The 13910-nt window shown below is 60.3% G+C and carries 9 protein-coding genes and 2 pseudogenes; 6 read left to right on the top strand and 5 right to left on the bottom strand.

The window, feature by feature from the left end; all coding sequences use genetic code 11:
* Nucleotides 1-162, top strand: a pseudogene (locus CT676_RS45805) (IS110 family transposase); the annotation flags it as partial.
* Between the two features lie 752 nt (nucleotides 163-914).
* Here CT676_RS45805 and CT676_RS46205 read toward each other — a convergent pair.
* Together CT676_RS46205 and CT676_RS41530 are read right to left on the bottom strand one after the other, a co-directional pair.
* Nucleotides 915-1043: a hypothetical protein gene (locus tag CT676_RS46205; protein ID WP_275552149.1), complete on the bottom strand. Its 129-nt coding sequence runs from the start codon at nucleotides 1041-1043 to the stop codon at nucleotides 915-917.
* Between the two features lie 195 nt (nucleotides 1044-1238).
* On the bottom strand, nucleotides 1239-1430 hold the full coding sequence (locus CT676_RS41530) for a hypothetical protein (protein ID WP_028153650.1): 192 nt from the start codon (nucleotides 1428-1430) through the stop codon (nucleotides 1239-1241).
* A gap of 298 nt (nucleotides 1431-1728) precedes the next feature.
* Between CT676_RS41530 and CT676_RS45795 the strand changes: the two genes are divergently transcribed.
* The gene (locus CT676_RS45795) at nucleotides 1729-2310 is read left to right on the top strand and encodes a hypothetical protein (RefSeq protein WP_244623500.1); all 582 of its coding nucleotides are present in this window, start codon (nucleotides 1729-1731) and stop codon (nucleotides 2308-2310) included.
* 824 nt (nucleotides 2311-3134) lie between these two features.
* On the opposite strand, the pseudogene CT676_RS45790 reads toward CT676_RS45795, so the two are convergent.
* Nucleotides 3135-3439, bottom strand: a pseudogene (locus CT676_RS45790) (SOS response-associated peptidase); the annotation flags it as partial.
* Between the two features lie 641 nt (nucleotides 3440-4080).
* Here CT676_RS45790 and CT676_RS41515 point away from each other — a divergent pair.
* The 4 genes from CT676_RS41515 to CT676_RS41500 all read left to right on the top strand — a co-directional run bounded on the left by CT676_RS41515 (nucleotide 4081) and on the right by CT676_RS41500 (nucleotide 12076).
* Nucleotides 4081-6516: an autotransporter outer membrane beta-barrel domain-containing protein gene (locus CT676_RS41515; protein WP_135217111.1), complete on the top strand. Its 2436-nt coding sequence runs from the start codon at nucleotides 4081-4083 to the stop codon at nucleotides 6514-6516.
* 507 nt (nucleotides 6517-7023) lie between these two features.
* Nucleotides 7024-7479 carry an H-NS histone family protein gene (locus CT676_RS41510; protein ID WP_343287584.1) on the top strand — a complete coding sequence of 152 codons (456 nt, stop codon included), beginning with the start codon at nucleotides 7024-7026 and terminating at the stop codon, nucleotides 7477-7479.
* Nucleotides 7480-10172: 2693 nt separating this feature from the next.
* Nucleotides 10173-10460: a hypothetical protein gene (locus CT676_RS41505; RefSeq protein WP_135217110.1), complete on the top strand. Its 288-nt coding sequence runs from the start codon at nucleotides 10173-10175 to the stop codon at nucleotides 10458-10460.
* 1319 nt (nucleotides 10461-11779) lie between these two features.
* Nucleotides 11780-12076 carry a hypothetical protein gene (locus CT676_RS41500; RefSeq protein ID WP_135217109.1) on the top strand — a complete coding sequence of 99 codons (297 nt, stop codon included), beginning with the start codon at nucleotides 11780-11782 and terminating at the stop codon, nucleotides 12074-12076.
* A 74-nt stretch (nucleotides 12077-12150) separates the two neighbouring features.
* Here the strand turns inward: CT676_RS41500 and CT676_RS41495 are convergent, their stop codons facing one another.
* Together CT676_RS41495 and CT676_RS46200 are read right to left on the bottom strand one after the other, a co-directional pair.
* Nucleotides 12151-12630, bottom strand: coding sequence for a hypothetical protein (locus tag CT676_RS41495; protein ID WP_135217108.1), 480 nt, complete (start codon nucleotides 12628-12630; stop codon nucleotides 12151-12153).
* Nucleotides 12631-12766: 136 nt separating this feature from the next.
* Nucleotides 12767-12901 carry a hypothetical protein gene (locus tag CT676_RS46200; protein WP_275552148.1) on the bottom strand — a complete coding sequence of 45 codons (135 nt, stop codon included), beginning with the start codon at nucleotides 12899-12901 and terminating at the stop codon, nucleotides 12767-12769.
* Between the last annotated feature and the right edge of the window lie 1009 nt (nucleotides 12902-13910).

The raw sequence follows: 13910 nt of genomic DNA, 5'->3' as shown, positions 1-13910 counted from the left end.
AAGCGTTGGTCCGCATTGAAAGCCTGGGGTGTAAGGGTGGCCAAGCGACGCGGCCTTCGCCGAGCGGTCGTAGCAGTCGCACGAAAATTAGCGATCGTGATGCATCGGATCTGGGCAGATGGAAGCGAGTTCCGATGGACCCGCGAGGAGGCGACCGCATGATCAATTAGCAATTGAGCGGATCCGTCGAAGAGGCGGGACGACGTCCTGCGAGGACGAGGTCGGGGTGACTGCGCTGCAACCTCTGTGCCTGCAGCACGCGCCTAATAGATAGCAGCTCCCGATCTTCGGACTACCATCGTGAGGCGGCTATGAACGTCGACCTCGTAGACAAGAGCGAGCCTCGCAGGCTGTCAGTAACGAGCTGAACCCTTGTGCCAGCAACCGCAATCAGACAAGGTTGCACATGCGCTTTGCGGACTAACACTTGTTGAAGTCCGTTAGCTTCCGCATGTAGTAGCCCTGCCTCTCAACGGCGAGCTTAATGTCCTCGCTGACGCTCGCCACTATTTTCTTTTTACGCCATCTGCCTGACGCGTCAGGAAGAGGAATTGGCAGACCATTGCGCACAACCAGCAGATCACGCTTGGTGTTCAGATACACATCGAACATTCTAAGGCCCCCCAGCCTATCGACAGAATATCGCGTGGAGCACAAAGGGCAAGCAGCTCCGCCCAGCCAAGACGGACAGGCAAGCCGCTACAGATTGCAGTGGATGGCGTGCCGCCTACCGGCTGTGGGCGATCAAGCGGCGGGGCAAGTGATGCCTTAAACGTCGAGGCGTGACTGCTCTTAGGGACAGCGTCTCCCGCTCTGTATCGCCTAGTTGCAGTTCCAATTTGATGTCCCGCTAAAGGCGGGCTTCGTGATCGCATTCGCTACGCGGACCTACGCCGACCACTTACTTAGCCAAATCAAGGACTGATTGCCACCATCGCCCGCTGGTCGCCGGTTGCGGCTGCGGCATCATCGGCAGCGGGCGCGCGCCCCGACGATGCTCGCAGCACGGCATAGGCCGGGCTCCTCACGCGATCCGCCATCATGGCCTTCTTCCGGGTGCTGAAGCCGCGAGTTCTGCCACCAGCGCCAGCGCAGTCAACGCGCATGCGGGATCGCGTTGCTGGCGCTCACATCACCGTTTTGAGCGCCAAGCTGGTCGAACGCTCACGCCGCAAGTAGCGCGACCGCGATGACGACCATCGCGATGTGCCTGAACAACGATACGTTCGGCGAGCGGCTTAGGCTGAATGTCGAAGAGAACTTCCATAATGCTTGAAGAAGTTATCAAGCTTCACTGGTTCGCCGGTATGTCGCCAGAACAATTTTTTACCAAGGCTGGCCGCCACTGCGAGGCGGTGGTGGCCGCCGATTAGAGTATGGTCATCGGATGCTGTGGCGATGATCTCGCCGTCTTCGTCCACGATGATCATGTGCTGCCTCCAATCCAGCGCGCGGTCAGCGCCGCCGCGATGGTGTGCAATCCATCAACCTCGTGCCGGACCCGGCGTTCCAATCCATGAAGATCACGGCTTCCGTACTCATGCGCCAGATGGCGCACGGCCATTTGTGTACGATCCGTACAAATAAATTCGGGAATGCGCGATTGCAAATACGCTTGAACCGGGTGGCCGCGCGGTCCCGGCGCGTTGGGGCGCTCTCGGTAGTACCTTGGCGGCCGTTGCGGAGGGACGACCATCGTTCGACGGTCTCCGCGAGCCTACCGATCACATGGCATGGCAGCGACACGATGGCAGCCATCAGCGATGGGTGTTCGCTTCAGCGCAACTCCATGATGACTGGACCCCGCCCGTTGATGTGGATCAATGTTGGCGGTTTGCCAATACGCATTGTGAGAGAGCTCATCTCGTCAGTGGGACTGAGATAAGCCGTAATGCATCAATGCGGGCCAAGGGCTTTCCAAACGAAGAAAGCGAACCTGACTGGTTTGGTCACCACCGAATAGCAATGATCAGAAACGGACTATACGTTTATAGATCGAAAGCGCGGGACGGTGTCGATGGTGGCGCTGACGGCGTCATGATATTGCGCGATGGGGCGATGCTCGGTGGCACCGACTTCTTTTACTTTGTCGGCACCTACACCTGCTCCAACGGGAAATGGAAAGGTGAATTTACCAATGACGAACACACCCCAGCCCCGATAATGCGACCGATGGCGCGAAAGGGAACAGTTGGCATCGGATTTAACGGCACCTATTGCGACAATGCTGCCCAAATTGATCTCACGGCACTTGTTGGCAACCGAAGTCTCCAATACTCGGCGACTTTTGAGTTGCTCGTGGCGGTCTGATTGGGAACTACCAATTCAGGCGTTCAATCGCGCCCATAAAGTTCCGATGACATTGCTGGCACGAAGCGGACGGGCTGAAGCCACGCCCCGGTTGATTTAGATCAACAGCCAGTCCCTCGACGTTGAGGGACATGCTCACGAGGCAGCAAACAAACCGGGAGCTTGAAGATGAGTGAAAGTTCGGAGCCGAAACTGATCTGTCGTCGCAGCACGCTCGCTTTCCTTGGATACGCGGCTGTGTTTGCGCTAGTGGCCTCGCCCGCGATTTTGGCGGTGTCAGAGGCGGAAGCTCAGACCGCCGCCCCGGTCACGCCCGCGACGCCGCCCGCAGACGCGCCGATGTCTGGGACAGAGCGCCGTCAGGAGCGGCGAAGCGGGCGAACACAACGCCGCCAGGAACGCCGCACCGCTCGCACAGAGCGGCGTCAAGACCGGCGCACAGGACGCGACGAGCGACGGGACGCGCGCCACGGCACCCCGACCACCACAACCACCACCGAGCAAAAAAAGTAGTCGGTTCATTCGGGTCAACCACGGCAACCGGGCCGCCTCAGCGCGAGCCCGGGAAGGCCCCACAGCGCGCCGCCAGTGCCGGGCCACAGGACACCGGGCAAGCCACGCCAAGCGCACAGGCGGCCATCCGGCGCGTGTGCGGGGCTGCCTGACCGAAGAGCAGCGGACGCGCGATCCACCCCGAACCACCAACAATCGGTGGCCATCCTGCTTGATTTCGTGGACCCACAGCGGGCCGGACGGTGGCCGCTCCACCTTCGACGGCAGGCACGATTCGATGAAGCCAGGCGAGGCCATCGTGGTCATTCATTCTATATCGATCTCAAGGAAAGGATTTTGAGTTGCGCTTGCACCGCGCGATCCTCTTTGTCGGTCCCGCGCATGACGATCTTGTGGGCATCGTCTGGCAGCGGACTTTGAAGTGCCTTCGCTCGTCCCACGGTGCGCGCATCCACACGTCCCGCTCTTCGTCGGTGAGCAGGATCACGGGCATGGCCTTCGGATAAATCGGCCCGACCACCGCGTTCGGTGATGTTGTGAGAAAACCATAGACCTGATGCGGCCCCGGCACCGGCTTGGACTTCGTGCCGCGCTCACCGTCGACCGTCGTCCAGACGACGATGACGCAAACGGCTAGCGCTTACGCCGGTAACTTTTCGTCGCCGCCGAGGACGGGAAGGCCGACCGCAAAAGTAAGGAAGCCCCTGAGCTGAAATCTAACCGCGGCCAGTTTTCCCGTCCGTGTTCTCGACCGGGCCAGTTCGGCCAGAGCCCAAATCGTCCCAGGGCGCGGCCCGTGGCATCGGCCCTTCGCGTGGCAGGAGCGCAACAGCCACCAGGAAAGATGAACTGCACCCGCGATCGCCACAATTGCGGCGGTTCAAGTCACGATTGTGATAGTTCTCGTTCGCAACTGCGCTGGCTGTGGGGCTGGAGGTTGATGTGCGGCGTGATCGACCGTGGTCCATCGGAGCCCGCCGCCGCGCGACTTCACCGGCACGCGCCAGCTGCAAGTTTGTCTCATCCATATTGCTGGCGGCAATCGCGCTTTTCACGGCATCTCCGGTGTCGACACACGCCCAGACCAACTGGACCGGGGCGTTCTCCAATGGCTGGTTTAACCCTCTAAATTGGAGCGCCGGTGTTCCGAACACGGCGACCAGCGCAAACATTGACACGGTGACCCCAAATTCGACGGAGGTCAGGGGCGCGGGAGCAACAGCACTAAATCTTGCCGTCGGGCAAAACGGGACAGGAATGCTCGTCATCCGAAACAGTGGAACGTTGGCCGACATAGGCGGCTTTATTGGCAATTTGCCGGGTTCACAGGGTACGGCGACCGTTTCCGACGTCGGCTCCACATGGACGAACATTGGTAATCTCGTGGTTGGCGGATTGGGCACGGGCACGCTGACTATCCAAAACGGCGGCACGGTGAACAGTGGTGGCGGCGTCTCCATCGGATTGGCTGCCGGCTCGACCGGGACGGTGACGGTAACAGGCGCTGGCTCCAGTTTGAACATCGGTCCCGGCGGCGGGTTCAATATCGGGAGTTTTGGCACGGGGACGCTCACGATCACAAACGGTGGAATGGTTGTCAACAACACCGCCTTCACCGCCAACATCGGCAATGGTGCAGGCTCGCTGGGTATGGTGAGGGTGGCCGGCGCGAGATCGGCCTGGACCAACAGTTCGGGGGTGAACATTGGCAATTTGGGCACCGGCACGCTCACGATCGCGGAGGGCGGCGTCGTTACCGCGCCTACTGTTGCGATCGCGGCGAACGCCGGTGCGACTGGAACGCTCAACATCGGCGCGGGCGCGAGCGCCCCAGCGGCTGCGCCCGGCACGCTCAACACCCCGAGCGTCGCATTTGGCACTGTCGCCGGCGCGATCAACTTCAATCACACGTCCGCCGACTACCTGTTTGCACCAGCAATCAGCGGCACCGGCACCGTGAATGTGTTCGCCGGCACCACCATGCTCATCGCCGCCAACAGCTATTTCGGCGCGACGAACGTCAACGCGGGCACGTTACGAGCAGGCGCGGCGAACACGTTCAGCCCAAATTCGGCAGTGGCGGTGGCGCCCGCCGGAACGCTCGATCTCGATGGCTTCAACCAAACCGTACTCAGCCTCGCCAACCGCGGTCTGGTGAACATGGGCACGGGCACTGCCCCGGGCACGATCTTGACGACGAACGGCTACATCGGGATTGGCGGAACGATCGCGATGAACACGTTTCTCGGCGCTGACGGTTCGCGGTCGGACAGGCTCGTCATCAATGGCGGCAGCGCGATCGGCAATTCCTTCTTGCGCATCACCAATGCCGGCGGCCCCGGCGCCGAGACGGTGGCGAATGGCATCCAGGTAGTACAGGCGATCAACGGCGGCACGACAGCACCCGGCGCCTTTACGCTCGCTGGCGGCGAGTTGCGCGCCGGCGCGTTCGACTATCGCCTCTTCCGTGGCGGTCTCAGTGGCAGCAATCCTGAGGACTGGTTCCTCCGCTCGAGCTTCATCGTCGGACCGATCGATCCGTCGATACCGCTCGTGCCGATCGGGCCGTCGCTGCCAACCGATCCGCCGCCGCAGCCGCTGCCGCCGGGCCTCTTCCCGATCATCGGGCCAGAGATCGCGACCTATGGCGTGGTCCACCCGATCGCCCGGCAATTGGGGATGACGACGCTCGGTACCTTGCACGAGCGCACCGGCGATACTTCGCTAAACGCAATTCCGGGGACGCCATGCGTAATCGACGGCGACAGGCGGGACGGGATCTGGCGCAAGGCGCCGGTGAAAGCGCCAACCGATTGCCTGAATACCGGCTGGGGGCCATCGATCTGGGGCCGGGTCCTCGGCCAACAGATCGACAACCATTACAGGGCGTTCGCCGATCCGCGCGCCTCCGGCCAGGTACTGGGCTTTCAGAGCGGTATCGATCTGTGGCGCGGCGAATGGATACCGGGCCATCGCGATGCAGTGGGCATTTATGTCGGATATGCCAATGCCAATGTCGACGTGAACGGTCTCGTCACCAACGAGGCGGCGACCAACTATGTGCTTCGCCACACCGGCGGCCTCAATCTCGATGCCTGGTCGGGCGCGGCCTATTGGACGCATTACGGCCCGGGCGACTGGTACGTCGACGCGGTAGCGCAGGCGACGCACTATGAGGGCTCCGCATCCACTCAGTTCGCCAGGCTTGGGACCACCGGCTTCGGCTTCCTCTCATCGCTGGAGACGGGCTATCCGATCCATCTGCCGGTGTTGGGACCGGGCTTCGTGCTGGAGCCGCAGGCGCAGGTCGTCTGGCAACATGTGTCGTTCGACGACGCCAATGACGGCCTGGGTGCGGTCGCGCTGGGCACGACGTCAGGCGCCAGCGGGCGAATTGGCCTACGCGGCAAATGGACCATCGTCAGCGACAGCGGGCAGGTGTGGCAGCCTTATGTGCGCGCCAATCTGTGGCGTGACTGGGGAGCGCGGGCGACGACGACTTTTTCCGGCGTCGATCTGGTGCCGCTGCTGGAACAGGCAACGCGCCTGCAACTGGGGGGGGGCCTGAGCGTGAACGTGAACACCAATGTCAGCGTCTATGCCAACGCCGACTACCAGTTCTCCGTCGGCGGTACCGACGGAGGCAGAGGCGACGGCGTCCGAGGAGCCGCTGGTATGCGATATGCGTGGTGAAGGTTGTTGCGGCTGAACTCTCGCGCGACATCAGATGATGACCTGGCTCAAGTCGAAGAACCCGGCCAGCGCGGCGGTGCGCCGGGGAGCGTGAGGAGGAGTGGCGTTAAGCCTTCATCCTGTCGTCAAAAAGGAAAACAGGAGGTAGGCGAAGTAGGCGACTAGACCGAAACAAATGCCAGTCGCGATTGCTTCGATGATGGACGCCTGTCTCGGGTCAAGTGTCATGTGCCATCGTTGGCGGCAGTCGCGCGGCGGCGTTGATCTTGATCAAGCCGCCTTCTCGGTCGCTGGAGCGGTTCCCAGGTGCGGGAGCGGGAGTTGTGGATGCGCGCGCCGTGGGATGAGGTCAAGGCGTTGCAGCGGCCATTGCCGGGTGATGCGCTCAGGATCGTCGTGCGCGGGGTCGACAAAGAGGACCGCGCTGCGGCGTGATGCGCGCAACCAATTGCGGGCTCGGCTGTTCCACAGGCCCGGCGATCACGCCGCTCATTGTACCAGAGAACAATGCTCTCCACACACGCTTTAGTTTATAATATGACGCTTAACATTCGGAGAAACCAGCCAATTGAACTGATGATTGTCCAATACTTGCGTGCCGTCCAATACCGACGCCCGCCAAAAAAACGGAGGCGTACCGTGAGAGGTGACGACTTAAAATCGAGGTCCACAGATGAACTGTGGGAGATCCATGAAGAGGTGGCTTTTCAGCTCACACAAAAACTAGAGGCGGAGAAAGCCAGGCTCGAGCAACGGCTACGTCAGCTTCAAGGAGCCGACAACATATCGGACCTTGGTCGGTCGCGACGTCCTTACCCTCCCGTTCCGCCGAAGTATCGAAATCCGGAGAACCCAATGCAGATTTGGTCCGGCCGTGGCAAGCAACCCCGATGGCTGGGGCCGCAAATTCAAGCTGGCAGACAGCTGGATGATTTCTTGATCGATCGGACCCGACGTCACTGAGCCAGGAGCGGCCCTAGGCGGCGCGGTTCGTGCTAAAAGTGGCGCGGAGCAGCCACCGACTGTCCCCGCGCCGCGCATCCACACCCAAGCCGTTGGCACGAGCCGAGAGGAAGCACGCGCATCTCGTTTATCGCCCACCACCGATGAGGTTGTAGCCAGCCTGCGACGGCGACGATGGTCCGTTGGGCGCGCGAGGTACGGTGAAAAGTGAGGCCGTCTGAAATGCAGATGGTTCATTCGAGGAAATTCGAGTTCATCGATGTTGATACTCTGACCGAGTGCACTGGACGCGAGATATTATTTCGAACTGAAACCGAATTCGTTCTTTACGTCACCGACGGAGGTTCAATCAGGTCGGCGCAAGAGCGGGCCACATTTTTGGAAGCGCGCGAGGCACTCCTCTGGCTGAACGAGAAGGAGCCAAGCTGCGGTTGGCCGTGGAATAGCGGAGGTTAGAGGTGTCTCCCGAACGTGATCCCGTTGCGGTCTCCGACCATGCTGGCCTCACGGATGCGGATTGGCTGGAAGTCAACACACTTCGCGCCGCCTATATCGCTGGCGGAAATCCCTCGCTCAGCAAAGCACTTGAGGATTTCTGCAAACGGAACGCGATTGCCTACATGCGAGTGCTGAACGCTATCTTACCCACCAGATTCGAGAGGTCATCGAGGAGGATAGCCTGCTGAGGCGCGCGAGCCGCCTCAATAGGCGCTTTGCCGGTTAAGCAATTGGTCATCGGTGGCTGCCACCATCTTACAAACAGGCCGCCATTTTGCGGTGCGGCATTCAGAAAACGGCTTGAAATACGCCCGGTTGGCGATCTCTTGCGGGAGAGGCCAAATGTTTAAGGGTTTCACGGTGGCAGTTGTGGCACTAATTGGTAGCGCAACTGGATCAATACCTAACCAACGGCCGGTACACCGACGGGGCCATCGCCATGCTGCGGCAAATCAGGCACGCGTTTAATTTTTAGATACCGGCCAGGAACAACTTTGAGGCGCGCAATGGAAGGCATTTCATGGGCTGATCTCGACGCGGATGAGCAACGCGCCATTGCGATATTGGGAGCCGGACTTTCTATTGAGCTGTGTGCCCCCGTTGCGCTCCTCACCTTAAGACGTCTCGGTCTCGTAGTAGGATCGCATCTGACAGGAGCAGGGCACAATCTGCGGAGAGGCGCTGTTTTGAACGCGCTCGGGGCACGTGATTGCGTGCTGTAACTGGATATCCCCGAAACTTGGCTTGGTTTAAGGCGAGTGGGGTAATCATTGCCGCTGGTGAGGGCTGACAATGGCAGGCGCAATTGAGCTGATTGTGGACGGTTACTTGCCATGATTGCGCCATGTCGGAAGTGCTCTTTCGTATCGCAGTCATTGTGGTCGGCATACTGCCGGTGCTGCTGGTTGCCGTCGCGCTTCAGAGGCATCCATGATTTCCCTTCAGCGCCGCCCGAACTGTTCACTTGACCAGTGGGCTTTCCCGCATTTCAATCAATGCGCATCAAGTGGCGAACAAAATAGATTGAAATAAACAGTCGCAATGACCGGTCGCCGCAATTCTAACGCCGAGTCCGCCATTCAGTATTTGGTCTGGGCACTCGAAGTGATCGAAAAGACCGGCAACAGTAGAGCTGCAAAGCACGCGCGCAATGCTTTGGAGGCGTTGCGCGAAGCGACATCTCGATCCGTCGATCAGAACGACGAGCGCGCAAACTAGTTGCGGTCGGCATGCTGCCGGTGGTGCGGCTCGCTTTCCTGCTTTTCAGAATGTGTCCGCGTTTCATTTCATTGATCTGGATCAACCGGCACCGCTGCGGTCGAGCGGCTTCCTCAATCGAGGGGAGAGCGTCATGACCCGCCGTCGGTTCTGGATTTACCAATCGCGGGTCTGGATTACAGCCGCGCTTGGCGTCGCGCTGGTCGCATCCATGATGTGGTGAACCCGAATTGTAACCTCCGGAATAAAGCGTAAGATTCAAGTGATTTGCGAAATCGTGGAGGCATCGTGGCAGCGCCAGACCTCGTTTTCGAAATCACCAAAATTGGGCTTAGCGGGAATCTGACCTTTTGCGCCTGCGCCGAGATCAAAGCCGGCTAGCCGGCACGACATTCGTTGCGATGTGCAAAAACGAAAGGCGGACAAGCCCGTGTCAGTCCTGCCTGCTGTCCCTCGAATTGCAGAGCACGCCGCAAATCACGTAACCCATAGCGCCGCCGGTCCATAGGCCGAGCAAGAAGCCAAGGGCGAAATTGCTCATTGGTGGCCTGCGTGAGGTCGGCTCCAGCGCCGGGGCGCTGGGGGCTGGAATGGCGCCGGAGCCGCCTCGCTCCCCGCCGACGAAGAGAGCCATTGGAGGTGGGACATCCGTCGGCAGCAAGAATATCAAAGCTGCGACGCTCCGCCGTCCGGCGGCAAGGGCAATTTATGCCATTGTGCGTGCCGAAAACGGAAAGCCTATTGCCGCCAGCGGAATCACCGAAAGTGGTGTTAATCGGCAAAAACTCAACCCTAGTGTGCGTGCGAATCAGCCCTCACGGAGGCGCTCATGCTGTTCGACCGTATCTTGTCCACGCTTGTCGTCGCGGCCGGCCTGTTCTCGGGTGTCATGATCGGGATTATGTTTATTGCGCTCTAACGGCCGCGCGATCCATCACGGCCGCGCCGCGCTCGCCGTCCTGCGCGAGGCGGGTCCGATGACCGCCGCTCAGCTCGCCGATGTGATGGCGACTCGAGGTAATCGTTTCGCCTTGGGCAGCAACCGCGCAAATCTCGTCGCGGACGGCCTGCGGCGGCTCAGGCGTCTCGGCGAAAGCGTGCAGCTCGGCGCCGGGGTGTGGCATTGTGTGGAGGCGGCCCGCGTCGGAAATTCTTTAGTGCGGGGCCAGCACATCCTGCTTGCCGTCGACAGACTCGACGCCGAGATCATCGCCACATCGCCAGACGACGCGGCAATGGATGCTCGTTTGAAAACCACTGAATGAAAGCGCAAGGTTGCTGGCGGGTGTAGGTAACCAGGCCGCGCGGAGGCCGGCGCCCCGGTCGTGGAGGTTCTTCACAATGCAAGGATGCGCGCCGGGAAGCCCCTTGACGCAGTGGAGTGCGAGCCGATCAATTTCGACTCGCTTGAGGGCTCACTGCGCGGCGCATTTGCAGCACGACGCTCGATCATTTCAAGACCTCCCGTCACTTCAACATAGGTTTGCACCGAACCAATGAGTGCTGCCCTAACGCAGTGCAAGCAAAATTGGTAAATTCAGGCCGGAAGTTGTTCGCGGTCCAAGCGCGGCACAAACTGCATTGCGGCGTCCGATGATGTATCCGGCGAAAGAATTTACCAAGGCACGTAGGCCGCAACAAACACCGCAAGTGCTGCCACTGCAATTGCCCACGTTAACAGCGTCGGCAGGGATAACCCGTTCATCCGAGTTCTCTTCTCATAACCCCGCTATCGATCGCTGCAGTCGTAGGCTTGCAGCACGCGACACGGCCCCGGCGTAAAAGAACCGTGCGCGCCGGGGCCGGCGCGCTCCCCGGCGCTGGATTGACAAGGCTTCGGCGAAGCGCCCGCACCTAGCAGAGCATAATCACAACGTATGAAAAGTGCAGTTTGTGCCAAAAGCAGGTTCAGACCGGCGCTGCGCACGAAAGCACGAATAGAGAATTTTCTACGAGGAAAGGCCGCCAGGAGGATGCGTTACCAAACCCGCTGACGGTCCTTGCTGGTCGCCGTGCGAGCACGGCTGGTACACTAGCGCATCATCGATTCAAACCGAGGCGCGAACATAGTCGCGTGGCGGCTTTTTCATGGTTGTCCACCACCTGCCGGACTGCCTCTGCCCATTACGCGCTGCTTGTGTGGTGCGACTCTAAGCAGCGCGTGCCAAGGGTTGCTGGCTTTGGGTTTTCGATGACCGCGCGGCGGGGATTCGGACGTGCGTCCCGGTCGAGCGAAAGCCCGGCGGTCTGCCGGGCTTTTTTCCTATTAATGAGGAAAGACCTTTCGCTTCGCCACGTCCGCGCGAATCGCTTCGGCACCCGTTGTGAATTTTGCGTCGGATGATCCTTGGCATCGGGTTTGCTTCTGCGGATTGCAGAGGAACAGCTTGATGCCCGAATATCGAATCTATCAATTAAACAAGGACCGGGGCGTCATGGCGCCGCCGAAGGTTCATCGCTGCAGCAAGGACGCCACCGCGCTCGCAATCGCGCGCGATCTAGTTGATGAATATGAGATGGAGGTGTGGGAAGGTGGCAGGCGGGTCGGGTCCGTCTTACCGGGGCCCTCGAGGCGGGGCTAGCTATGGAACTGACTCACGAACGTCAGCGCGGATTGGATGCGGGCCGCCGCTGGGCGCGCGTTGCATCGTCGTATGAACGCGCGACGGTGATGAGCGGTTCGTATTACGACCTTTGCCGCATCATGCCGCCGGACGTCTCGAACCATTTCATCGCGGGCTTTCGCGAGGGGAGCTCCGCGCCCGGGACGGAGCGTGAGGGGCTCTCGACGAAGCCCAACGGTTTCGTGCGGCTTGAGCACGACGGGCGAACAGTGCATCGTATATGTGAGTCACGAACTAAAGGGCGTTCGGGCCATTAGTTTCGACGCTCCTGGCTCGGGCGGGCGGGGATGACGGACTTGTTCTATTGTCCCCGCTTTCGCGCGTGCCGCTCTCATCGATATGTCGCCGTGATGCGTGCGCTCGGCAAGCGCGTGGTTGGCGACATCATCGAGATCGGGCGTGGTGCCTGACCGATGCGAAGCGGATCACCGGGCACGGCAAGTGGCTGCCGTGGATCGATCGCGAGTTTGGTGGCAAGAAAGCACTGCTCTTCGGTGCATGCGCGTTCATGAGCTTGCGGGTAAATCCGCCAACTTGACGGATTTGAATCTGCCGGTCTCCGGCCTTTAAGCGCTTGCCGCGCCATCCTCGTCCCTCTGGAAAAGACGACACTAATATCGTGCCGCCATCTCCACACGAGCCGACATTTTGCAACTGTAAGAAAGCCGTCGAAGGTAATGTAGAAGTTTATCGGAAGAAGACCGAGCCCATCCGCATGGACTTGAGCGTGTGTCCGGCTAACGCCATATGCGACAATACGCAATTCTCGGCCTTCAAAGAACAACAGGCCATCTGTGGAAGGCTTGATCATGCGCCAATCCTCTGTCCGTGGCCCGCGCTGGCTTTGGCACTTCACGGAACAGCATGTTTAATCGGCGCTGAGGATACCGCTCTCTAAACGTCGCTAATATCGAAAATACAATTCACGGTTAAACGCGCATATTAATTTAAAACGACCATGCCGCCGCGTCGCGCAGCGCCATCTCGCAGTCGAGCAGCGTCGCGGTTTCGTTCTCGGACATCACCGCCGTGATCGCCGCAGCCATTTTCGCCACGTCATATTGGCGATCGACGAGCAGCAACTACTGCTTTTGTCGAGGTGTCAGCGGCATCGTTTCCTCCTTGCGATCGTGCCCGACCAGGCGATGGACTCTGTCCGCTCGCGAACAAGCGCGCACCGGGACGCCGGTGCTGACGCCACGGGCAACTGGCAGCAAGAATTTCCATCAACGGCCTCGCGCCGCACGAACTGGTGTTGCCATGAACGATCTTACCTACAGATGCGACCCGAACTGCGCGACGTGCGCAGTGTCGTGAACCGCGTCGACCACAAAACCGCACGGCTCGACGCCGTCAACAACACCGCGATCCGCGATGGCTCGCTGGTTGTTCGCACGGCCGCTTGCGCACTGATCAGCCGCGTTTCGAAACGGTCGGTTGCGGCGGTCGCCGCGCAAACGTGGCCGTATGACCTCGAACTCCAAAGCCACGGTCGCACCGGCTCGCACCGACAAGGCTTGCTGACGCCGGCTGCATCCGTGCCTGGCGCTGTGCACCGACAGCGTCGACCAAGGCGATTGCCTGGCTCAGAGGACACCGGCGAAGGCCTCGCGCAGCCGAGAAAAAAACCCCGGCCTTGGGGTTTGGGTCAGGCCGGGGCTTGGAGGTTGTTAAGGCCAGGCCTCGGGCTGAGGCTCGAACCCGCATCGATTATCGATGACCTTGCGGCGCCTTTCAATTGCCCTTGTGCGCAGGCTTTCCCGCGCCATGCAAATCGCGACCTGATCCTCAATGAGGCAGATGCTCGGCGCTATCGGCGTCTGCACCGCCTGAGTGTCCTACCGGCTTTTTCCTAAGCGGGACCGCCGCGTTGTCGAGAGATAAAGAAAAGCCCCGGACGACGCCGGGGCTTAGGTTCGCTGGAGGAAATCAGTAACGCGCTGCGATCGGGGCGCCATAACCGCCGAAGCGGTAGTTGAAGCGCAGCGTGACCATGTCCACGTCCTGCGTGATCCGGTCGTTCACAAAGGCGGCAAGTCGCGGATCAGCGACCGTGAACGAATTATTCCGGTGCCCCATGAACAAATGGTC

The sequence above is a fragment of the Bradyrhizobium sp. MOS001 genome (assembly GCF_004634465.1).
GTDB lineage: Bacteria > Pseudomonadota > Alphaproteobacteria > Rhizobiales > Xanthobacteraceae > Bradyrhizobium > Bradyrhizobium barranii.
This window is presented reverse-complemented; position numbering and strand designations above follow the sequence as displayed.